Raw genomic sequence first — 22,519 nt, 5'->3', positions numbered from 1 at the left:
CGGTGGTCCTAGGAGACGTCCGGGGCGAGGCCTGGGTGGCCGGGCGGCGCGGCCCGGCGGAGGTGCGCGGTCGGATCGTGCGGAGGGGCGTCCACATGCGTGGTCCGGACGCCCCGCATGGCGTACTGCCGGTGACGGGGGTCGAAGGAGACGGGCGTGTCGCGTAGCGAGAAGTCGGGCGTCTCGCCGGCGGGGCAGTCCACGAGGACGTCCAGCTCTTCCGGGGCGGCCGGTGCCTGAGCGGCGGCTGCGCCATGGCCGAGTTGTCCGACGTACCATCGCGACGCCTGCCAGGGCGCATCACGCAGCGCGGATTCCAGGGGTTGGTCGGTGAGTGAGCCCTGGAACAGCAGAGGCAGGGAGGGCGGGCAGGAACGCCGTCCCAGGTACGGGAGGAAGTGGGGGGCGTCCGCGGCCGCGTGCAGACGCCGGATCAGCTCCGGATCACCCTCGACCCCGGCGACGAAGACCGCGTCGGCCAGGTAGTAGCGGTCCGACAGCGGCATCACACGCCCGGAGTCGGCGTGCTGGGCCTTGTGGAAGTCCCGCACCCGCATGCCGGGTTGGTCGATGCGAACGCCGAAGCGCAGCGCCGCGAGGTCGGACAGGTCCGCGCCGCGCGGGCGCCCTTCGGCGGCGGCCAGCAGACCCAGCACGCCGCTCTTGGTCGGCGCGTTCTCCGTGGTGCGGCGTGCGAACCGGGCCGCCGAACCCCACGCCTGCAGCGGTCCGGCCAGACGCAGCAGCAGCACCGTCATGCCCCGGACTCCAGGCGTTCGGCCACCGCGCTTCCCACCTCGTCCAGCAGAGCGGACAGGGTCACCGCGGTGCCCAGCTCCGCCAGAGCCCGCGTCTCCTCGCCCACGCGCATCACCCAGCTGCGCTGATCCTGGAGGCCGTACTGCCGCTCCAGGTCGGGCACGTATGCGGCGAGCCTGCGGCAGCTCTCCCGCAGGTATCCGCCCGACGCGGACTTCGGTACCGGCTCCTCGAAGGCGCCGACGAAGCTGATCGGCCACCGGTCGCGCATCGTGACGATGACGGCGGAGGGCAGGGTGTGGTTGCCGAACGAGTTGATCTTCCCGGTCGGCAGCGAGGTGATGAACGCCTCCAGGAAGGCGGTGACGGCCTTCGAGACGGGCGTGGTCGGAGGCTCGTTCTCCTTGAGGCCGACACCGAGATTGCGCTGGAGCTCGTCGACGTCGACCGCCGCGTACCGGTACAGCGTCGCCGAGTTGAAGTCGACCGTACCGATCATGCCGGCACCCGACTCGGAATCGCCGCTGCGGTCGTCCACCGCCGTGTAGTAGTCCGACTCGATGTCCGTCCGGTGCACGCTCAGCGCGTGCGCCACCTGCGTGGCGGCCTCCACGTTGAGGTCGGCGGAGTCCGCGACCATCCGCCCGAAGAGCGCGATGTCCACCGAGTGCCGGGTGTCCACCGCGTTGCGCGCCCGGGCCTTCTGCTCCTTGTCCTTGAACGCCTTCTTGAGCGTCGCGACGTCCCCGCCGCCACTGGCCTCCACCGCCACCTCGGCCAGTGCGTCCAGCTGCCGACGGCTGAGGAACATCAGGTACTTGGACTCGGAGACCCCCGGCTCCTCGCCGTCCTTGCTCTTCCGCTTCGAGGGCTCGAAGGACGAGCCGGTGGCCGTCCGCAGGGCCTCCTCCGCGAGTGCGGCGGCGGTCTCGGCAAGTGAGGGGTCATGGGCGGTGATGCGCTCCGCCAGTGCCTCGACCACCTTCTTCGTCCGTACGCCGAGCTCCTCCGGCGGCAGCAGCTCGTTGAACCGGCTGCGGGTGGCGCGCTTCCACGCCTGGCTCGACACCCGCGCCCGACGCACGCCGCCGTAGAAAGCGGATTTGGGTGTTCCGGTATCGTCCCGGTTCATGTTGCTGGGGGGCACGTTCTGGAGGATGTGGATATCGAGGATCGTGCGGGTCACGGGTCTTCCTCTTCTTTCGTTCACCGGTGGAATGCAAGGAGCCGAACAGACGGCTGAGGAGAGTGCGCGGCCGGGATCAGGAGTCGGCGTCGTCCGCTTCGAAGTCCCCCGCGGGCACCTCGTCCACTCCGGTCTCCGTGCCCTCGTCACCTGTGCGGGCCGAGGCGGAGTCTCCGTGGCGCCGGTGGAAGTCGCGGCCCCACTGGCGGCGGACGTCGTCCCGCGTGTTCTCGTCCTGCCACCGCACGAGCTGATCGGCGAGGCGGGCGTAGTCGAGGGGGATGCGCGCACGACGCAGCAGCTGCACCATCTCGCGCAGCCGCGTTGCCAGGACCTCCGTGTCCGACGCGCTCCCGATCCGTACGAAGCGTTTGCGTACGGCCTCACTCACGTCCTCGACCCGCTCCGGGGCCGAACCGCGGGTGTCGGCGGCGGTGTCCGCGTCCCCGGCGGCAGCCGGACGGCCGTCATGGGTGCCGGACTTCCCATGGGCGAGCCGGCGCACGGAGCGGCCGAGCGGCCATCCGGCCAGGTGCATCGGCTCATCCCGCAGGGACTGCTGATGCAGAGCCCACAGCGTCACGGCGAGATGGACGGCGGTGTCCTCGCGGAGCTCCTGATCCTTCTGGTGGACGTACGGACCGGAGCGGAAGTAGGCGGCAGCGGCCTTCCCGGCGCCGGGGCCCTCCGGTTCAGTCGTCCGCTGCCGCTCGCGGAGTTCGGCCAGGACCTCCAGATGGTGCAGCCCCCAAGCGGTGGGGGAGCCGTACGCGTCCCGACCGGCTTCCCGGCGCAACCGGGCGACGGCCGCGACCGCCCAGGCGTCGTCCCGCTGGTAACCGGACTGCAGGGGCCCGATGACCTGAGCCACGGCCGTGCCGGAGAGACGAAGGGCGCGTCCACCCGAGTCCGTGCTGCTCTCGCTTACCGGAACGTTCGGTGTCATGGATGTTCTCCTGACGGGGATAGTGCGACAGGGGCTGCCGTGGTCTCGGTGGCTCAGGACGCGGCCGGGGGACCCAGAACCTGGTGCAGCCGTGAGCGGAACCAGAGTTCGGCGCGGCCGGCGTCCATCAGAATCGCGCTCCGACCGGGAAGATCGATCATTCTTCCCTCGCCGGCCGCCGGTCCGGCGGACCTGATCTCCTGCCGGGCCAGCCGGAGCATGTGGCGCCGGACCGTGTCCCGCCAGGACTGCCGTGCGGCCCTGAGATCCATCTGCTTGGCCAGGTCCCGCAGCCACGCCCGGTACGGGCCGTCCAGGGCTCCGTACCCCAGCTCCCGGGCCGCCCCGTCCGCCGCGTCGGGTTGATCGCGACCCGCCGCGCGGGCGAGATTGCCGGCAAGGTACCCCAGGGCCTCGACCGCGCCTTCGGCGTCGCTGATGGCGTCCACGGCCGCGGCACCGTACACGGGGTTGGCCTCGTGCAGGGTGACGACCGGGAGCACCACGGAGTCGGCGAAGACCTCGTCGATCACCGACTGCTGCGTGCCGTACACCGCGCCGACCAGGCGGAGCCGCACCAGCTTTCCCGGGTCGATCTCGCTCTCGGTGATGATCTGGGTGTACCAGCGGGTGACGCCCGCGCGGAGCGCCTTGGCCGGCTCCCCGCCTCCTCCCGCCTCCACCGCCTGGGCGCGAGCCGGGAGCAGGGCGCCGAGCCCGCGCCACGCCGACTTGTCCGGGTCGTGGCGGGAGGAGGTGTAGACGAGTGGCCGCCCCTGCTTCTTCTCCTGGGCGGGACTGCGACGCCAGCCGCTCATCGGCTCCAGCAGCCATGGCGAGGCCATGGCGAGCGGGTCGCCGTAGCCCAGGACGACGCCCGTCACCGCGCCGCCTTCCGCGCACAGGCGGATCCGGCGGGACTGCCAGGTGTACAGGTCCCTCAGCCCAAGAGGCTCGGGGCCGCCCGCCCGCTCACCGCGGGGGCCGGGACCGTACGGTTCCTCCTGGCGCCAGACCGGCCGGTCCTCGTCGATCCGCTTGGCGAACTCGTTTCCGCCGTACGCCTCCTCGAACGCGATCAGATTCAGCAGCAGCGTCTCGCGCAGGGTGTCTCCCTCGGCGAAGACGCCGCCCAGCTGCCCCATCGATCCGACGCCCAGGGGGTAGACCTTGCCCGCCTTGCCGCGCTCCTCATCGCCCTTCATCGCGGACTTGATGCCCGAGGTGTCGAAGGCGTGGGCGTGCAGCAGCCACCGCGCGGCCTCCGCGAAGGACAGCCGGTCCACTCCCGGGCGCCGCATGGAGAACAGGGCGGAGCCGGTCGGTACGTCGGCGACGATCCGGCTGAGCGGAGCCACCTCGTTCTTCGCCGTCCGCAGACCGGCCACCTGGAAGAACGGACGGTGGTCGTCGAAGAGCTCGAAGCGCTCGGCGTGGCGCTCCAGGTAGTCGAGGGCGGCGGTGAAGGGGGCGGGACTCTCCCACAGCTCCTCCCAGTCCTCCAGGTCCGCCGGACCCTCCAGGGCGTCGTGGAGGATCGCCAGCAGCAGCCTGAGCAGGACCGGCTCCTGGGTGGGGAGGTCGCCGACGATCCCGCGCAGGGTGTCGGCGCGCGCGAAGACCTCCCGCAGGGACAGCTCGGTGACCGTGCCGTCGCGATGCTGGACGGGCAGCCACGGCTCCCGCACGAGGTTGAACGCCGCGGGGGATGCCTCCTCCGGGTCGGCCCGACCGGCAAGGGAGGTGGTCCGGCTCATCGGGGCAGGATCCCGACTCGCACCGCCCGTAAGCGGGCCCGACTCCGCCGACGCGCCCGGGACCGCGCTGCGCGCTCCCCGCTGCCGTACATCGTCTCCGCTCCTTTCGACCGTGGCGCCGCCATGAGCGTGCGGACCGCTCCCGGACATGACCGGGTCAGCCATCCGCAGCCCCTCGGCGCGGCTGTAGCTCAGTGCGAATCCTGCCAGCCGGGTCTGACAACGCTCGTCCAGAACGAGCAGCAACTCACCTGCCAGCCAAGGGCATTCCTTCACCTGCCAGGCGGGGACCAGGAACTTCTCCAGCTCCTCGATGGTGCGGTCGATCAGCCAGGGCTTGCTGAACCGCCCGGGGAGAGTGAGCGCGCTGGCGGCCACCGCCTCGGCGGCCCGCCGGCTCGGGGGGAAGTCGGTGGGCAGCTCCAGACCACCCCGTCCGCCGTCCAACCACGGCACGGTGGTCAGCCGGCCGTCGGCCCGGCGCTGGACGACCAGAACCTCCAGCGTCTCCTCGCCGTCGCGCACCTGTGCCCGCCCGGTCGGGCCGTCGTCCGCGTCCCCAGCATGGGCCTCCAGCCACCCGTACACGGGCCGCCCGGGGCGCCGTACCGGCCCCAGCAGGAAGCCGTCCGCCTTGCGCCGCTTCTCGGCGAGCAGGGCGCGATGCCGTTCCTCGGCGGTCGTGACGGCCTCGGCCCAGGCGGCAGGCCCGAGCGGCTCCTCGCCGTACGCACTCTGCACCAGCGTGCTGATGTCCTGCGGCAGACGCACGGGGACACCGTCCAGGTGCGGTGCGAGAGCGGCGAGCGCACGAAGCAGGGTCCATTCCCCCGGGTACACGGCCCGCGAACCGGCGACGGGGGCCGGCGGCGACGCACCCCAGTCCACTCCGGTGACCAGACAGCGCGGGGTGGACAGACGGGACGGCCTCGGTGAGGGATGCCGATGCAGCCGCCCCATGCGCTGCAGCACGAGGTCGACGGGGGCGAGATCGGTCACCAGCAGGTCGAAGCTCACGTCCAGGGACTGCTCCACCACCTGGCTGGCGATGACCACACTCCGTGCCGGCCGATCGCCGCCCCGGCCGAACCGCCGGATCAGATCGGCGTCGTTGGCGGCCCGGTCGGCCGCCAGGAACCGCGAGTGGGTGACCGTCACCTCGCCATCCCCGAATCGGCTGCGCAGCACGTCGGCCGCCTCCAGTACCCGGCCCACGGTGTTCCGTACGACCAGGGCGCAACCGCCGTCGGCCAGCTCCACCGCCAACCGGTCGGCCAGTGCGGACAGATCGTCGTCCATGCGCTCCAGCGCGACGGCCGTGCCACGGTCACCGGCCGCGGGCGGCCGTGCGGTCAGCGCGGTGCGGCCCGGTGACACGGCGGTGAGCAAGGGATAGGCGTCCGAGGCGGTCTCGACCGCGGCAGCACCCTCGGCTCCCGCGTACGCGGCGGCGAGAGCCTGCCTGCGGGCCGCCGGAAGGGTGGCGGAGAGCAGCACCACCGGCACCCGGTAGGCCGCCAACCACTCCAGGGTCCGGTCCAGATAGCGGTTCATATAGGCGTCGTACGCGTGCACCTCGTCGATCACCACCACCTTGCCCGCCACCGCCAGGTGCCGCAGGGCAAGGTGCCGGCTCTTGAGGGCGGCGAACAGCACCTGGTCCACGGTTCCGACGGCGAACGGCGCGAGCAGCTGCTTCTTGCGCCCGCGCAGCCACTGGTGGGCGTGGAGCCCGGCAGGATGCCGGGGTACGCCCTTCGCCGCCCCGCCTGTCGCCGGCTCCCGTTCGACCTCATCCGGCTCGACGGCCGCGATGGCCCGGCTGCCCGCCCGCAGCAGGCCGGACCAGACCTCGTTGAGCGCCGCCTTCGCATGCGCCAGGACCACGGTCCACGACGGCGCGCCGTCCGCGGGCAGGGCCTCCAGCCAGGACAGCAGCCGGCCGAACATCGCGTCCCCGGTCGCTCTGGTGGGCAGCGCCAGCAGCAGCCCGCCGGCCCCTGAACGCGCCGCGAGGATCTCCGCCGCGGCCAGTGCGGCCTCGGTCTTTCCCTCGCCCATCGGCGCTTCGATGATCAGCAGGCCGCCGGGATCCATGGCCGTCGCCATCCGGACGGCCTCCTGCTGGACCGGCCGCGGCGCGGCGCCCTTCAGCGCCGGGAAGCGCTGGGAGAACAGCGCCTGCGGCGAGTCCATGGGCAGCTCCGGCTGCCATGGCTCCGGGAGGTCCAGCCCCTCCCAGGCAGCCCGCAACCTGCGCCGCTCACCGACCTGCCCCAGCGGATGCCAGGACTCGGGCGCGTACGGGAACAGCTCGGGCGCGCTGGCGATCCAGTCGGCCAGGATCACCACGGCCGTCAGGAGCACCTGCACCGGCTGCGGCAGCTTGACGATGCGCAGGGACGGGAGCAGGTCTGTGACGCCGGTCAGTTCGGCACACCAGTCCAGCAGCTCGTACTGGGTCTGACGCCACACCGCTTCGCTGGGACCCGGATGCCGAATGAGGTGCGGGCGCAGTTGCAGATCATGGATCTGCTGGCTCTCCGGAGGCACTCCGTGATGTCCTCCCGCCACCACCGCGAACTGCCCCGCCACCCGGGCGCCCAGCCCGAACCGCTCTCCCAGCCACTCCTGGAGCAGCAGCTGCCCCGCAAGTCCGTGGGGCGCCAGTCTGCGGTCCTGCCCGTACTCCCGGGCCGTGGGCATCTCCAGCCCCTGATCCCGCATCCGCCCGGCCAACTCCTCGACCTGGCAGGCGAAGGCCGGAGTGCACTTGCCGATGTCATGGGACGCCGCCAGGAAACGTATGAGCCTGGCTGCATCCTCCTGGCCTCCCGGAAGGGGCTCCGCTACGAGACGCCTGACGGAGGCAGGAAGCCAGTCCTCCCACAACGTGCCGGCAACGGAGGACGCGTCGGCGAAGTGCCTCCAGGCTGGCAACCAGCCGCCGGTCTTCCGATCGTGCTTGGCCCAGGCGGAGCGGGCGGCGGCCGTGAGAGGCATTGCAGGATCAAACTTCTCCCGAAGCTCCAGACCTTGAGCTGCCGAGTTCATGGAGGTAGGGAACATGTTCAAGCCCCTCCTTGTGGCGATTGCGCTGAAAGCGTCCGCTTGGGAATGGGGATGTGGTAGGGGCGAGGGCGGAGTGGTCACCCGGTTGATGGGACTGGTCCGCCCTGGCCCTACAGCCCTGGTTTCAGCGCTTCATGGTGAATATCACCCCTGCCGCAATGAGGGCTGCCCACAACCAGGGGCGGTAGCCCGAGGCGCCGATCATGGCGATGATCGGCGCCCAGATGGGAGACTCAAGCGGCTGACCAGGATCGATTAACGGGCGCATTGCTAGACTCACCTTGTTCCTGTGGTTGCTTGGGCTGACAGGGATGGGCCGGGCTCGGCCCGCTTCGCGGCAACGAAGTGGGCATCATCGAGTCCGGCCCGCGCTATTTACGGAACCGATCTGCCTGCGCAGCCTACCAAGACACGAGACTTGGCGAGCAACTTGCGATAAATGCGGGTGAGTTGAAAGTCAATGGACCCGGTCTCTGACACCCGGTTCGATGGTGATCGCCTAAGCGAAGGTACCCGGTTGAAGTGAGATTCAAAGTAGCGGGCCATTACAGATTGCTCAGGTAGAGATGTGCATGTGGCGGAGATATGTGAGATGTCAGGACAGTTCGAGTGGTCGCTGGTGGGGTCGGTGTGTCGTTCTCAGCGGATGTGGTCCGCCGATGGCACGTGGCGCGGGTGTGCGCCGCGCTTCTGGCCCAGGTGGAAGCCGACGACGAGCTGAACTGGGTTGTCTCGGTGGACTCCACGATAGTGCGAGCCCATCAGCACGCGGCCGGAGCCCGCCAATAGGGGCCCGGCCGGCGAGCCGGACGACCACGTCATCGGCCGGTCTCACGGCGGGCTGGCCATGAAGATCTATCCCGCGGCCGACGGTAACTGCCGACCCCTGGCCTTCCATCTCACCTCCGGACAGGACGGTGACGCGCCTGCCTTCGCTGATGTGATGGCCCGCCTGCGTGTTTCCCGAAGGCGTGGACGGCTCCGGCCCCTGTCAGAGGTCCTCCAGGCAAGGCGTACTCGTCACAGGCCACCCGTGAACACCTCGGGCGGCGCGGCATTCGGGCGGTCATCCCCGTGCCGGCCGATCAACGCGCTCGCCATCCGCGCCGCGGCACCCGGGGCTGCAGACCACCCGCCTTCGACCGCGAGGCATACAAGCAGCGCAACGCTGTCGAACGCTGCATCAACCGCTTGAAGCAGTGGCGCGGGATCGCCTCCCGCTACGAGAAGACAGCGGCCATCTACTTGGCCGGGCTGCACGTCGCGGGCATCTTCCTCTAGCGATCGGCGGTACGTCGTAGTTGTGGCCCTGGTTGGCGAGTAGCTGTCGGGGCGGTCACGTGGGCGGCCGCTCCTCCCTCGGGCGTGAGGGGATCACGTCGAGCAGGGATAGCAACTGCGTGCCGTGGCGGTTGCCGCCAGTCAGGGTCGTTCAGTGAGTCCTCGAGCGCCTAACTCTCGGAAGGAGGAGGTATGGCCTTACTGCAGCTTTCTGTTGGCTCTTCATAGCCCCGCGTGCGCGGGGAGCAAGGATCCTGGATCCGTGAGAGCGAATGAACCCGGGGACCACCCCCGCATTCGCGGGGACTACTCAAAGTGTTATTCGAACCTTAGCGGGCTCAGGCGACCACCCCCGCATTCGCGGGGACCACACCGTAGAGGTCGGCTCCCCGGGCACCGCGCTGGGACCACCCCCGCATGCGCGGGGACCACGTTCTTCCGGGCGGTCTTGGCGTCCTGGCCGAGGGACCACCCCCGCATGCGCGGGGACCACGACCAGGTGGTCGGCAAGCTGGGCGATGGTGAGGGGCCACCCCCGCATGCGCGGGGACCACCGGTTCAGAGGGCAGTGGACCACTTGAGGACCGGGACCACCCCCGCATGCGCGGGGACCACGGGTCGAACAGCTTCCGCCGGGCGGGGCGGCCGGGACCACCCCCGCATGCGCGGGGACCACGTCGCACCCCCGAAGACGAAGAGAGGAGCCCGGGGACCACCCCCGCATGCGCGGGGACCACGCGAGCATGGCCAGGCGGGGGGCGAGTCCGCTGGGACCACCCCCGCATGCGCGGGGACCACGACCGGCACCAGACGGTGGCGCTTGGGGAGGCGGGACCACCCCCGCATGCGCGGGGACCACGGCATTCACGGACCTCCCTCAGAAGGCAACGCGGGACCACCCCCGCATGCGCGGGGACCACAGGAGCCGACCTGCGCCTTTACCGCGGGCGCAGCCGATTTTTGCTTACTTCCCAAGAGTCGGACCAAAAGGTGATAGCAGGCAAAAGCCTCGATCGCGCCCTCATCGCGTTCGCGCCTCCCGTCGCCTCGCCCTCTGGCCCCCTCCCCGCGCGGTGGGCCGACCGCGAAGGAGCGGGGCGAAGTGCGCCCGTCAGCGTAGTGGCCCTGCCGTGCCGGTGTGCCCCGGCCGTCGCTACCGGCCGCGCCGCAGGCCCACCCGCACTTACGTTCTCGCTACGTGCGGCCCGCTAATGTCCCGTTGACCAGCAAAAAAGCCCCCCACATGGGGAGGGCTCTGGATGGCGGCGCCCCCGGCAGGACTCGAACCTGCGGCCAAGCGCTTAGAAGGCGCCTGCTCTATCCACTGAGCTACGGGGGCCGGTTGTTGGTCGCGAACTGGTGCCCCCGGGTGCCTGCGGTTCCTGGTCGTGCCGACCGTGGTACCGACAGCCGGGCTCGGCGGATCCGTGACCTTGCCGGGGACAAGGATAGAGGTGCATACACCTCGTCCCGGTTGCTTCACCTCCGTGGCACGTTGTGGAGGTTCGGTGAAGCGGTCCTGATAATCGCAGGCAGGTGCGAATCATGCATCGTTTTTCACCCCTCCAGATGCGGGTGTTGTGTACTCGTTATGCCCGACCCGCCGCTTGTCCCACCGTGGCCTGTCCTATCTGTGGTGATCCGGGTGGGTCTCATCCCCGCGTGTGAACGCCCAAACGCTTCAAAAAGCCACCAAAATTGTGCATTCTGCACATGTGGCGATCTTGGATGTACGGCCCCGGCTGCTCGACACGCTGTCCACGCTGCGTGACAGCGTGGACGCGGCGCGGTTTCCGCTGCCGCTACCGGGGGCCGCCCGGGCGCGCCGGAACAGGGCCGACCTCCTCGCCCAACTGGACGACTACCTGGTGCCGCGGCTCCGCGCGCCCGAGGCGCCGCTGCTGGCTGTGGTGGGCGGGTCCACCGGAGCAGGCAAGTCCACTTTGGTGAACTCGCTGGTCGGACGCCGGGTCACCGAGGCCGGGGTGCTCCGGCCGACCACCCGTACCCCGGTGCTGGTCTGCCACCCCGACGATCGCCAGTGGTTCTCCGAGCAGCGGGTGCTCCCCCAGTTCGCCCGGGTCTGGGTGCCCGCCCAGGGCGACACCGGAGGGGAGACGTACGCCGAGGAGGACGCCGCGGCGGGCGACGGACCCGCGCAGATCCGGATCGAGAGCGACGAGGCCCTGCCACGAGGGCTCGCACTGCTGGACGCCCCGGACATCGACTCGCTGGTGGCGCGCAACCGCGAGCTGGCGGCGGAGCTGATCTGCGCGGCCGATGTCTGGATCCTGGTCACCACCGCCACCCGGTACGCCGACGCCGTGCCCTGGCACCTGCTGCGCACCGCCAAGGAGTACGACGCCACCCTGGTCACCATCCTCGACCGGGTGCCGCACCAGGTCGCGGCCGATGTCTCACGCCAGTACGCCGCGCTGCTCAGCGCCGCCGGGCTGGGCGACGTACCCCGCTTCACCATCCCCGAGCTGCCCGAGTCCGCGGGCGGCGGGAGCGGCCTGCTGCCCACCACCGCGGTGGCCGCGCTGCGCGACTGGCTCGCCCACTGCGCCCGTGACCCAGGGGCCCGAGCCGCCGCCGCGGAACGCACCGCGGCCGGAGTGGTCGCCTCGCTGCGCTCCCGGGTCCCGGCCCTGGCGGCGGCCGTGGCGGCGCAGCACGCGGCGGCGGTGCGGCTGGCGCAGCGAGTGGATCACGCATACCGTGCCGCCGCCGAGCGGGTGCGGCGGGAGATCGGTTCGGGGGCGGCGCTGGCCGGCGGAGCGCTCACCCACTGGCACGGCTACCCCAAGGACAGCGCCCCCGACGAACTCCTCGCCGCGTTGACCGACTCCCTCGCCACCCTGCTCCGTACCGCCGCCGCGACCGCCGACGAGCAGATCGCGACCACCGGGGGCAAGGATCCGGCCACCCGCGCCGGGCTGGCCCCGCGCGATCCGGTCGGGGCCGCGGAACGGCTGGGGGTGGCCGCCCGCCGCTGGCGCCGCTGTGTGGAGGACCTGGCGGAGGAGGAGGCAGGCCAGGCCCGGTCGGCCGATCGCGGCGCGCCCGACCCGGAGGACACCGCGGCCCTGCTGGTCGCCGCGCTGCTGGGTGGGCGCCGAGCGCGTTCGGCGGGCGAGAGCCTGGCGGAGGCGCTCGGCGCCCACGGCGCGCTCCGGTTGCGCGACCGGGGCGCGCGCTTGCTCGACGAGCTGCTGGAACAGGCCCTGGACGCGGAGCGGGATCGCCGGCTCGCCCCGCTCGACGTGCTCGACATCACCCCGGACCACCAGGTCCGGTTGATCGCCGCGCTGTCCGTACTGGAGAAGGAGAGGTGGCCGCGGTGACGCCCACCGGCCCCCACTCCGGCGAGCCGCTGCCCGGCGAACCCCGGCCGTTCGGTGAGCCGTCGCGGACGGACCCGAGCCCGGGGGCCGACGGTACGGGAGACCCGGTGCGGGCCTGGGAGGGCGGCCGCCGCGCACAGGTATGGGACCGGCCCCGCGCGCAGGTGTGGGACGACGGGCTGATCGCGCGCCGGGCCCAGCCACCGCCCGCCCTCGCCGAGCACGGTACGGACCCGCTCGCCCTGCCGGCGGCCTCCCCGGAGGAGCGGAGCGCACCCGGCGGCGAGACGGAGCCCGCCGCTCGGACGGACCAGGCCGACGGTTGGGCGGATCCCGCGGACCGGGCGGCGTACGCGGAGGTGAGGGGACTCACCGGGCGGAGCGGTCCGGATGACCCCGTCGGGCCGAGACCGAGGTCGGAAGCCGGCCCCCGGCCTCCCGTACGCGCCCTTTCGGCAGCGACCGCGACGCCCGCCAAGACCACGAAGCCCAAGGAAGTCATGGGGATCATGGAACCCACCGAAACGACGGAGACCGCGGCGGCCGGGAGGGGCACGGAGAACGCGCGAGCCGGGGGAGCCGCGGAGCCCACCGATCCGCTCGCTGTCTGGGAGCGGGACGCCCGGCTGACCGGAGCGGGGTCGGGGCCGCGGGGCATGAGCGGCGGGGAGTCCCACCAGGGGTACTCGGGCGGTGGCGTTCCCGAGCCGTACGCCGGCGGCGCGGACGCCTCCGACGTCTCCCTCCCGTACGAGCGGGGCTCAGCCGAGCACGGCGATTGGGGCGGCGCCGGGGAGGGCGCGTTCGGCCGCTACGAACCGCAGCCCAGGGCGAGCGGCGGGCGGCTGCTCAGGTCGCGCCTGGACGCGCTGCGCGAGTTGGTCGGACTCTCCCGGAGCCGGGTGGACCGGCGAGAACTCGCGGTGGCCGGACAGGTGCTGGACGAGGCCGCCGCCCGCAGCCGCCACTCCCTCGGGCACACCGTGGTCGCGCTCGCCGGAGCCACCGGCGGCGGCAAGTCGACGCTGTTCAACGCCATCGCCGGGGCACGGCTCTCGCCGGCCGGGGTACGGCGGCCGACCACCGCCGAGCCGCTGGCCTGCGCCTGGACCGACCACGCCGACGGGCTGCTGGACCGGCTGGGCATCGCCCCGCACGCCCGTTGCCGGCCGGCCGACCCCTACGACCCGTCGCTGCGCGGACTGGTGCTGCTTGATCTGCCCGACCACGACTCGGCGGCGGCCGGGCACCGGGAGCGGGTGGATCGGCTGCTGGGGCTGGTCGACGCGGTGGTGTGGGTGGTGGACCCGGAGAAGTACGCCGACGCGGTGCTGCACGAGCGCTATCTGCGGCCACTGGCCGGATACGCGGAGGTCACCTTTGTGGTGCTCAACCAGGTCGACCGGCTGCCCGGCGAGGCGGCCGACCAGGTGCTGGACGATCTGCGGCGGCTGTTGGACGAGGACGGGCTGGCCCTGGGCGAACACGGGGAACCCGGCGCGGCCGTGCTGTCGGTGTCCGCGCTGACCGGCCGGGGCATCGGCGAACTCCGCGAAACCCTGGGTCGGTTCGTGGGGGAGTGCGGCGCCGCCGAGCGACGCTTGGGCGCCGACGTGGACCGGGTCACCGAGCGGTTGCGCCCTGCCTATACGACGGGCGGCTCGGCCGGCCTCACCGAAGGCGCGCGCCACGGCTTCGAGGACCGGCTGGCGGACGCGGCCGGGGCGGCGGCGGTGGGGCAGGCGGCCGAACGGGCCTGGCTGCGCGAGGCGGGACGGGCCTGCGGCTTGCCCTGGGGGCGGCTGCGGGGCGCGGCCACCAGGGAGTCCGGTGGCGCCCTGACCGCTGCCCCGGTGACGGCCAGGCCCGCGGTGGACGAGGCCGTGCGGATCCTGGCCGAGGACGCGGCCCACGGGCTGCCCGCGCCCTGGGCCCTGGCGGTACGCGAGGCCGCCCGGCGCGGCGCCAAGGGGTTGCCGGAGGCGATGGACGAGGCGGTGGCCGCCGCGGTACCGCGCGGCCGACCGGCCCGGCCGACCTGGTGGTCGGTCGCGGCGACGATGCAAGTGGGACTGCTCATCATGCAGTTGGTGGCCATCGGCTGGCTGCTGTCCGTGGTGACCGGCGGGTTCGGTGGGGCATGGTTGCTGCCCGCCCTGCTGCTGGCGGCGGGCGCGCTGGGCGGCCCGTTGCTGAGCTGGGGCTGTTCGCTGGCGGCCCGTGGACCGGCCCGGGCGTACGGGGACGCGGTGGAGTGGCGGCTGCGGGACGCGGCGTCCGGGTGCGGAAGGGCATGGGTGCTGGAGCCGGTGGCGGCCGAGCTCATGCGCTACCGCGAGGTACGCGAGAAGTACGCGGTGGCGGCCGGGGCGTGACCCGTCTGACCTGCGGGAGCGCTGAGGCCCGGTAGGGCGGCGGCGGGCGGGCGGTGGCCCCGCGCGCCCGTACGGAGGGCGCCGCCGCACACCGAGCGACCGTGCTCTGAACCACCCGTCAGGGTGGCCGAGTTATCCACAAGCCCCCGCCCGTCCACAGCCCGCAGCGGGATATGGCGCGAGCGGCCAGCATGGAACCACGCCGCCACCCCAACCGGCCGTGGCGAGCAGGTGCGAGATGACGCTGCGGCCAAAGCCGTCAACGCCAACTCGCGGATGACGTACGTCAACTGCGCAGAGCGGCAGGCGGCAGACCTCAGGGAGCCGGAGGGCCGCTGAGTGGACGGCGGCACGGTGCACGGCAGCCGGCACACAGCGGCCGACCGGCGGCAGCGGCCGAACAGCACAGACAGCGCACGCGCACCGCACGCGCACCGCATGCAGAGAGCACGCAGACAGCGCACGCGAGCAGCGCACAGAACAGCGCAGGCAGACAAGCAGACAGACAGCACAGACGGACAGCGCGGACAGACCGCACAGACAGTGGGGAGGACGGTCCGATGAGCGAGACCTTGGTGACCGTGGTGGGGAATGTGGCGACGCGGCCGGACTTCCGGCTGACGGCCGGCGGCGGGGTGGCGGTGGTCCGCTTCCGGCTGGCGGCGACCGCGCGCCGCTGGGACCGGGCACGCGAGGCGTGGGTGGACGCGCACACCAGTTTCTACACGGTGTGGGCATGGCGCTCCCTGGCGGAGAACGTGGCGGCTTCGGTGGCGGTGGGTGAACCCCTGGTCGTGCACGGACGGTTGCGAGTGCGGGAGGAGCGGCGCGATGTACGGACCGGGCCGCCGCAGCCAGGTGAGGCGCTCCAACCGCCCGGGGCGCCGGAGCCTGGTGGCGGTGAAGGGGCGGGTGGCGTCGGAGGCGGTGACACCGCGGTCGTCGGCAGAGGCGGTGACGGCGGCGTCCGCTGGGTGTCGACGGAGATCGAGGCGGTGGCGGTGGGGCACGACCTGTCCCGGGGCACCGCGGCGTTCCGCAGGGTGTCGCTGGCCAAACCGCAGCTGACGGGGGCACTGGCTCCATGACGACCAGAGATTTACCGAAAAAGGCCGGTTGCAGATCGATATCGGCGATAACGATTCCGATTCGGATCGGTTAGAAGATCGAATTCATGGGCACCGCCGGCGACCTCCTCCTTAGGATCCTGGGTGCCAACGGGGGTTTCCGATCTTGGAGTTCGCCGGCGAGGCGCACGCCGCTGACCATGTGCCCGCCCGAAGGGGAAAACATGATCTCTGCAAGGAGGCCGGGCGCTGCCCGCCTTGCCGCCGCCGCGATGGCAGCGGTCGGCGCCACGATGGTGGCGGGGCCCGCCGCGGCGGTCGGCGCCACCTCGCAGCAGGGCGGTGCGACGGCCACCCTCCGCGGACTCACGGTCTACGACCAGGCGGTGGTGCACGGCGAAGGCGGGAACCAGAAGGTCGGTGCCGGCCTCTTCGAGATGGCGGTCGAGAACGGCGGCACCATCCAGACCTACGGCATCGACATCCACAATCCCACGCAGGAACGGGCCCAGTACCAGGAGACGCCCTGGAACCAGACCCCCCTGCACGACAATGCCGAGGCCGGCCGGATCCGCTGGATCCTGCAGCACTCCTACCCGCAGATCAACGACCTGCCGGCGCTCGCCGCCAAGGCCCGTTCGGGCGCCCTCACGGAGAAGACCGCGGCGGCCGGCACCCAGGTCGCGATCTGGCGCTTCTCCGACAAGGACAAGGTGGAGGCCGTCGATCCGGCCGCCGAGAAGCTCGCCGACTACCTGGAGAAGAGCGCGCGCCGCCTCGGGGAACCCAAGGCTTCGCTGACCCTGGATCCGCCCGCGATCGCCGGCAGGCCCGGCGGTCGCCTCGGCCCGATCACCGTGCACACCAACGCGGAGAGTGTGACCGTGACCCCGGCCGGGGGCGCCGCCTCCCCCGGTGTGCGGATCGTCGGCAAGGACGGCAAGCCGGTCACCACCGCCGCCGACGGCACCCGGCTCTACTTCGACGTTCCGGCCGACGCGCCGGACAGCGCGGGTTCGATCACCGTCCAGGCCGCCACCAAGGTTCCGGTCGGTCGTGCCTTCGTCGGCACGACCAGGAGCCAGACCCAGATCCTGGCCGGCTCCAGCGAGAGCACCGTGTCCGCCACCGCCACCGTGAACTGGGCGAAGCAGGGACCCATACCCGCCCTCTCCACCGAGGAGGACTGCGCCAAGGGCGGTGTGAACGTGACCGTCGCCAACCAGGGGGACGGGGCGTATGCCTTCGAGCTCGCCGAGGCCGAGCACACGGTGCCGGCCGGGGAGTCCAAGACTGTCACCGTCCCGGTCTCGGAGGACCAGGAGTACCGGTTCACCCTCACCGGCCCGGACGGTTACGAGAAGACCTTCGCGGGCCGGCTGGACTGCAGGGCCGCCGGTACCGACGGGACCACCGGCATCGGCAGCGCCACCGACACCGGCAGCAGGACCTCGGCCAACCAGCCGGTCCCGGCCTCGGCCGGCGGCACCACCGCCGGCACGGCCGCCGGGGCCACCGCCGAGACCCCCGGCGGCGAGGACCTCGCCGAGACGGGGAGTGGTGGTGACACTCCTCTCATCGCCGGGGTCGCGATCGCGTTGGTCGTCGTCGGCGGTGGAGCGGTCTTCTTCCTTCGCAGGAAGAGGCTCTCGGACGGCGAGTGAGCGCCGGCCCCACCAACGACTCGGGCCGCCCCCTGGATCCCCGGGGGGTGCGGCGAGGGATCGCCTCGTGCGTGGGCCGTCCCTTGGTGCGGATTCCCTCGGGGACGGTCGATGCCGAATGTCGGCTACGGAGAGCGACGGGGAGCTACCCGCAGCCGCGAGTCGGCCCCCCGTCAGGGCGGCGTCCGAGGACCGCCGTGGGACGGGTTTTCGCCGTGGGGTTGTCGTACGGCAAGATGGGGTGTATCTGCCCAGGCGCGGCTCGGCCGCGTATCGACACCTCTAGATGCCGGACGGTTTCTCTTGGCTGAGTACATCTACACCATGCGCAAGACGCGCAAGGCGCACGGTGACAAGGTGATCCTCGACGACGTGACGCTGAGCTTCCTGCCCGGCGCCAAGATCGGTGTCGTGGGCCCCAACGGCGCCGGTAAGTCCACGGTGCTGAAGATCATGGCCGGTCTTGAGCAGCCTTCCAACGGTGACGCCTTCCTGTCGCCCGGCTACAGCGTGGGCATCCTGCTCCAGGAGCCGCCGCTGGACGAGTCCAAGACGGTCCTGGAGAACGTCCAGGACGGTGTCGCGGAGGTCAAGGGCAAGCTCGACCGGTTCAACGAGATCGCCGAGCTGATGGCGACCGACTACTCCGACGAACTGCTCACCGAGATGGGCAAGCTCCAGGAGGAGCTGGACCACGCCAACGCCTGGGACCTGGACGCCCAGCTCGAGCAGGCCATGGACGCCCTGGGCTGCCCGCCCGGCGACTGGCCGGTGACCAACCTCTCCGGTGGTGAGAAGCGCCGGGTCGCGCTCTGCAAGCTGCTGCTGGAGGCCCCCGACCTGCTGCTGCTCGACGAGCCCACCAACCACCTGGACGCCGAGTCGGTGCAGTGGCTGGAGCAGCACCTGGCCAAGTACGCCGGCACCGTGGTGGCGATCACCCACGACCGGTACTTCCTGGACAACGTCGCCGGCTGGATCCTGGAGCTGGACCGCGGCCGCGCCATCGGCTACGAGGGCAACTACTCCACCTACCTGGAGACCAAGCAGGCCCGCCTGAAGGTCGAGGGGCAGAAGGACGCCAAGCGCGCCAAGCGCCTCAAGGAGGAGCTGGAGTGGGTCCGCTCCAACGCCAAGGGGCGGCAGGCCAAGTCCAAGGCCCGTCTGGCCCGCTACGAGGAGATGGCCGCCGAGGCCGAGAAGACCCGGAAGCTGGACTTCGAGGAGATCCAGATCCCGCCGGGCCCGCGTCTGGGCAACGTCGTGGTCGAGGTGAACAACCTCCACAAGGCGTTCGGTGAGAAGGTCCTGATCGACGACCTGTCCTTCACCCTGCCGCGGAACGGCATCGTCGGTGTGATCGGCCCGAACGGCGCCGGCAAGACCACCCTGTTCAAGATGATCCAGGGCATGGAGCAGCCGGACTCCGGCACCATCAAGGTCGGCGACACGGTCAAGATCTCCTACGTCGACCAGACCCGCTCCAACATCGACCCGAAGAAGACGCTGTGGGCCGTCGTCTCCGACGAGCTGGACTACATCAACGTCGGCCAGGTCGAGATGCCCTCCCGCGCCTATGTGTCGGCGTTCGGCTTCAAGGGCCCGGACCAGCAGAAGCCGGCCGGGGTGCTCTCCGGTGGTGAGCGCAACCGCCTCAACCTGGCGCTCACCCTCAAGCAGGGCGGCAACCTGCTCCTCCTCGACGAGCCGACCAACGACCTCGACGTGGAGACCCTGTCCTCGCTGGAGAACGCGCTGCTGGAGTTCCCCGGCTGCGCCGTGGTCGTCTCCCACGACCGCTGGTTCCTGGACCGCGTGGCCACCCACATCCTCGCCTACGAGGGTGACTCCAAGTGGTTCTGGTTCGAGGGCAACTTCGAGTCCTACGAGAAGAACAAGATCGAGCGTCTCGGTGCGGACGCGGCCCGCCCGCACCGTGCCACCTACAAGAAGCTCACCCGGGGCTGAGCATGGCCCGCCACATCTACCAGTGCCCCCTGCGTTGGGGCGACATGGACGCCTTCGGCCATGTGAACAACGTGGAGTACCTCCGCTACCTGGAGGAGGCGCGGGTCGACTTCATCTGGCGGCTGGCGCCCGGTGACGGCTCGGAGGCATTCACCGGCGCCGTCGTGGTGGCCCGGCACGAGATCGACTACCTCAAGCCGCTGGTCCACCGGCACGCGCCGGTGACCATCGAGACCTGGGTGACGAAGATCAGTGCCGCCTACCTGACCCTGTCGTACGAGATCAAGGACGAGGAGGCCGTGTACGCGCGCGCCTCCACCGTCCTGGTCCCGTACGACCTGGCCCTGGGCCGCCCGCGGCGGGTGACGCGCGAGGAGGAGGCCTTCCTCGAGCAGTACCTGGAGACCGGCCCGTCCGAGGCCAAGGCCGCCGGGAACGGCGCCACCGTGGCCCGGCAGGACCGGGAGCCCGAGGAGGCCGTCGTCGGATGACGGCCCCGCGGCTCCCCTTCGCCGACCACCGGGACGCGGCGGACCTCGCCGCGTTCCTGGCCCGGCTGATCCACTACGACCGGGCCGCCGTGGTGCGGCTGCAGGCGGGCGGCGGCGTGCTGGCGGTGTTCGGCCGCCCGCCGTCGTTCGAGGTGCTCGGCATCCGTACCGCCCCGCTGGCCGATGCCGGCCTGGAGCTGGATGTCACGGTGTCCGCGGGGCAGCTCGCGGACGCGTTGGACGCGGCCCGGGCCTCCCGCCCGGTGCCCGCCGCACCCTCCGCCCGCGTCCCGGACCCCCTGGCGGTCCGGCTTCCGGACAGTGTCACCGGGCCGCCCTGGGCCGGGGTGCTGCCGCCGCGCGGCGGTTGGCGGCGGGTGACCGGCCTCCCCGGCGAGCGGGAGCTGGTCATGGCGGTCGGCGCCGCGGTCGCCGAGTTCCGGCAGCGGGACGCGGCACTGCCCGAGGAGCGCCGCAACCGCACCGAGCGGGACCGGATCGGGCGCCAGATCTGGTCGCGCACCCTGGGCGACACCGGGCTCCCGCTGCGCGCGGTGCACGCGGCGCAGTCGCTGGGCTTCCTGCGGCCGGCCCCGGCCCCGGCGCCGGCGCATCGGGGCGCGGAACCGGCCTCGGCCGCCGCGCCGGGGCGTCGGGCGAGCGCCACCGCGCTCGCGGATCCGGCCGTCGCCGAGGAGCGGCTGGTGCTGTTCGCGGCGGGCGGCTGGCTGCGGCTGCGCACCCCGTACGGCTCCATCGCGGTCCGTACCGGCGGGCCGGTCGGCCTGAACGTCAGCCCCGTCTGAGCAGCCACCGCGCACTGCCACTGACCGCACTCGGCCTCAACGGCCCGGGCGCCGTGGTGACGTGTGCCGCGGTGAAGTGATGTGGCCCCGCACCGCACCGCCGGAAGGCGGCCGCGGTACGGGGCCCGGGCGTGCTCAGCCGGGCCTGTTGACCATGGCCGCGGCGGCGTAGGTGAGGTAGTCCCAGAGCTCCTTCTCGTGCTCCGGGGCCAGCTCGAGCTCGTCCACCGCGTCCCGCATGTGCCGCAACCAGGCATCGTGTGCGGCCTGGTCCACCGCGAAGGGCGTGTGGCGCATGCGCAGCCGAGGGTGGCCGCGCAGGTCGCTGTAGGTACGCGGGCCGCCCCAGTACTGCATCAGGAACAGGACGAGCCGCTCCTCGGCCGGTCCCAGGTCCTCTTCGGGGTACATCGGCCGCAGCAGCGGATCCTGGGCTACTCCCTGGTAGAAGCGGTGCACCAGGCGTCGGAAGGTGTCCTCGCCACCCACCTGCTCGTAGAACGACTGCTCGGGAAGCGTGCCGCGCGGATTCTCCATCACCCTCCCATGCTCTCAGATGGCGCAACGAGCACCGCAGCCCTGGGCCCGCCCGCCCCATTCGCTCCGCGAACCCACCGGTTGATCACGCGCCGGACCGCTTCTCGGCCCGGACAGGAGCGTCGCGACCCCGATGGCGCCGCGGAGCGCGGTACGGAGGATGATCCGGTGTGACGAGGGGGGTGCTGCTGGATGACGACGCGGCAGCGGACCGGGCACCGGCCCGTGAACGCCTGGGGCAGAACCGGGCGCGTCAAGCCGAAGACGACACGGCTCGCACTCACGGTGTACTTCATCGGGTGCCTGCTGGCGGGGGAGGTCCACGAATTCGTCGCCAGGACCCAGGACTGGCCCCTCAGGACAGAGCCCGGCCTGTTCCTGCTGGTGGCGCCCCTCTTGGGGATCTTCCTCGTGCTGCCGGTGATGCTGGTCGCCACGGGGGTGCTGCGGGGGATCCAGCGGATTCCCTGGACGGTGACGCGGCGACTGGAGCGCAGAGGGTGGTGGACACCCCTCGTCGCGGCGGTCGCGGCGGTGCTTCCCGCCGCGGTGTTCGCCCGGGTCCTCGACATCGGCGGCGTGGACATCGCCCTGGTGTGGGCGGTCCCGTGGGCCGCCCTCGTCCTGGCGGCCGTGCTGGCCGGTGTCGCCCGGCGGCGTGTCGCCGAGGGCCGGCGCCCCGCCCTGATCGGCAGGGTGTGGGCGTACGGGGCCCTGGCGGTGTGCTGTGTCTTCGGCCTGGGGAGCGCGGCGTTCGCGACCGGCCTGGTCGACGAGTACCGCCCGCCGCGGTTCACCAGCCTCAGCCTGCCCCGCACCTGGACCGACGGCGAGGGCGGTTCGCTGTTCCTGACCTCGGACGGCGGGGCCGTCGCCGAGAACCTGGGGGCTGAGGACTCCGACCGGGATTTCGGCGAGGAGCGGTGCACCGGGTACGGGACCTGGAATCTGGAGGGGGAAGGGCCCTGGGGGCAACGGGTGCGCCTGGCCATCAGCGGGTGCCGGCTCGGCGAGTGGGCGGTGTCCGGCACCAGGGAGCGGCCGAAGCTGAACTACGAGTACGGGGACCCCGACTCTCCCGACTTCTATGTGCTGCGGTGAGCCCCGGCCCCGGGCGCCGGCGGCGGGCCCGCCCGACCCATACGCTCCGCGAACCCACCGGCTGATCATGTGCCGGGAACAGGCCCGACGAACGGGCCGAAGTGCCGCCGGCCCGTCCACCGCGGAGTGGCACGGGGGACGGGCCGGTGGGGGCCCTGTCTC

The 22,519-nt window shown here is 71.9% G+C and carries 13 protein-coding genes, 1 tRNA gene, 1 pseudogene and 1 CRISPR repeat array; of the genes and pseudogenes, 9 read left to right on the top strand and 6 right to left on the bottom strand.

Features of this window, described 5'->3' with window-relative positions:
* Positions 1–8: 8 nt before the first annotated feature.
* The 4 genes from cas5e to casA form a co-directional block, all read right to left on the bottom strand.
* Positions 9–758 carry a type I-E CRISPR-associated protein Cas5/CasD gene (cas5e, locus tag E4099_RS02910; RefSeq protein WP_135337305.1) on the bottom strand — a complete coding sequence of 250 codons (750 nt, stop codon included), beginning with the start codon at positions 756–758 and terminating at the stop codon, positions 9–11.
* Positions 755–1,945 (bottom strand): type I-E CRISPR-associated protein Cas7/Cse4/CasC, encoded by a 1,191-nt coding sequence (gene cas7e / locus E4099_RS02905; protein ID WP_135337304.1) that lies wholly within the window; start codon positions 1,943–1,945, stop codon positions 755–757. Before cas7e ends, cas5e begins: the two co-directional genes overlap by 4 nt.
* A 76-nt stretch (positions 1,946–2,021) precedes the next feature.
* Positions 2,022–2,891, bottom strand: coding sequence for a type I-E CRISPR-associated protein Cse2/CasB (casB, locus tag E4099_RS02900; RefSeq protein WP_135337303.1), 870 nt, complete (start codon positions 2,889–2,891; stop codon positions 2,022–2,024).
* Between the two features lie 53 nt (positions 2,892–2,944).
* Complete coding sequence (gene casA, locus E4099_RS02895) at positions 2,945–7,651, bottom strand: type I-E CRISPR-associated protein Cse1/CasA (protein ID WP_135337302.1); 4,707 nt, start codon at positions 7,649–7,651, stop codon at positions 2,945–2,947.
* 718 nt (positions 7,652–8,369) lie between these two features.
* On the opposite strand from casA, the pseudogene E4099_RS33935 reads away from it, so the two are divergent.
* Positions 8,370–9,001, top strand: a pseudogene (locus tag E4099_RS33935) (IS5 family transposase); the annotation flags it as partial.
* Between the two features lie 281 nt (positions 9,002–9,282).
* Positions 9,283–9,922: direct repeats of the CRISPR family, unit length 30 nt; unit sequence GGGACCACCCCCGCATGCGCGGGGACCACG.
* A gap of 345 nt (positions 9,923–10,267) precedes the next feature.
* Here E4099_RS33935 and E4099_RS02885 read toward each other — a convergent pair.
* A tRNA-Arg gene (locus E4099_RS02885) sits at positions 10,268–10,340 on the bottom strand.
* 385 nt (positions 10,341–10,725) lie between these two features.
* Between E4099_RS02885 and E4099_RS02880 the strand changes: the two genes are divergently transcribed.
* The 7 genes from E4099_RS02880 to E4099_RS02850 all read left to right on the top strand — a co-directional run bounded on the left by E4099_RS02880 (position 10,726) and on the right by E4099_RS02850 (position 20,719).
* Entirely contained in the window at positions 10,726–12,348 is a 1,623-nt protein-coding gene (locus tag E4099_RS02880; protein WP_135337325.1) for a dynamin family protein, read from the top strand.
* Between the two features lie 500 nt (positions 12,349–12,848).
* Positions 12,849–14,723 (top strand): GTPase, encoded by a 1,875-nt coding sequence (locus E4099_RS02875; protein ID WP_135337324.1) that lies wholly within the window; start codon positions 12,849–12,851, stop codon positions 14,721–14,723.
* A gap of 560 nt (positions 14,724–15,283) precedes the next feature.
* A complete protein-coding gene (locus tag E4099_RS02870) occupies positions 15,284–15,811 on the top strand; it encodes a single-stranded DNA-binding protein (protein ID WP_135337300.1) in 528 nt (175 codons plus the stop codon).
* A gap of 203 nt (positions 15,812–16,014) precedes the next feature.
* On the top strand, positions 16,015–17,454 hold the full coding sequence (locus E4099_RS02865) for an LAETG motif-containing sortase-dependent surface protein (protein WP_135337299.1): 1,440 nt from the start codon (positions 16,015–16,017) through the stop codon (positions 17,452–17,454).
* A gap of 303 nt (positions 17,455–17,757) precedes the next feature.
* Entirely contained in the window at positions 17,758–19,422 is a 1,665-nt protein-coding gene (gene ettA / locus E4099_RS02860; protein WP_135337298.1) for an energy-dependent translational throttle protein EttA, read from the top strand.
* Positions 19,423–19,424: 2 nt separating this feature from the next.
* A complete protein-coding gene (locus E4099_RS02855) occupies positions 19,425–19,913 on the top strand; it encodes an acyl-CoA thioesterase (RefSeq protein ID WP_135337297.1) in 489 nt (162 codons plus the stop codon).
* Positions 19,910–20,719, top strand: a complete 810-nt coding sequence (locus E4099_RS02850; RefSeq protein ID WP_135337296.1) for a DUF8010 domain-containing protein — start codon at positions 19,910–19,912, stop codon at positions 20,717–20,719. Before E4099_RS02855 ends, E4099_RS02850 begins: the two co-directional genes overlap by 4 nt.
* Positions 20,720–20,854: 135 nt before the next feature.
* Here E4099_RS02850 and E4099_RS02845 read toward each other — a convergent pair whose 3' ends face one another.
* On the bottom strand, positions 20,855–21,259 hold the full coding sequence (locus tag E4099_RS02845) for a globin (protein ID WP_135337295.1): 405 nt from the start codon (positions 21,257–21,259) through the stop codon (positions 20,855–20,857).
* A gap of 189 nt (positions 21,260–21,448) precedes the next feature.
* Between E4099_RS02845 and E4099_RS02840 the strand changes: the two genes are divergently transcribed.
* Positions 21,449–22,357: a hypothetical protein gene (locus tag E4099_RS02840; RefSeq protein WP_135337294.1), complete on the top strand. Its 909-nt coding sequence runs from the start codon at positions 21,449–21,451 to the stop codon at positions 22,355–22,357.
* Positions 22,358–22,519 lie beyond the last annotated feature (162 nt).

It is taken from the genome of Streptomyces palmae, assembly GCF_004684805.1.
GTDB lineage: Bacteria > Actinomycetota > Actinomycetes > Streptomycetales > Streptomycetaceae > Streptomyces > Streptomyces palmae.
The sequence above is the reverse complement of the archived record's forward strand: the minus strand, read 5'-3'. Positions and strand labels throughout refer to the sequence as shown.

Bases quoted from the DNA above. Each gene is read 5' to 3' on its own strand.
- cas5e (WP_135337305.1), bottom strand. From the start codon at position 758: ATGACGGTGCTGCTGCTGCGTCTGGCCGGACCGCTGCAGGCGTGGGGT.
- casB (WP_135337303.1), bottom strand. From the start codon at position 2,891: ATGACACCGAACGTTCCGGTAAGCGAGAGCAGCACGGACTCGGGTGGA.
- casA (WP_135337302.1), bottom strand. From the start codon at position 7,651: ATGCCTCTCACGGCCGCCGCCCGCTCCGCCTGGGCCAAGCACGATCGG.
- E4099_RS02875 (WP_135337324.1), top strand. From the start codon at position 12,849: ATGGGGATCATGGAACCCACCGAAACGACGGAGACCGCGGCGGCCGGG.
- E4099_RS02870 (WP_135337300.1), top strand. From the start codon at position 15,284: ATGAGCGAGACCTTGGTGACCGTGGTGGGGAATGTGGCGACGCGGCCG.
- E4099_RS02865 (WP_135337299.1), top strand. From the start codon at position 16,015: ATGATCTCTGCAAGGAGGCCGGGCGCTGCCCGCCTTGCCGCCGCCGCG.
- E4099_RS02855 (WP_135337297.1), top strand. From the start codon at position 19,425: ATGGCCCGCCACATCTACCAGTGCCCCCTGCGTTGGGGCGACATGGAC.
- E4099_RS02850 (WP_135337296.1), top strand. From the start codon at position 19,910: ATGACGGCCCCGCGGCTCCCCTTCGCCGACCACCGGGACGCGGCGGAC.
- E4099_RS02840 (WP_135337294.1), top strand. From the start codon at position 21,449: ATGACGACGCGGCAGCGGACCGGGCACCGGCCCGTGAACGCCTGGGGC.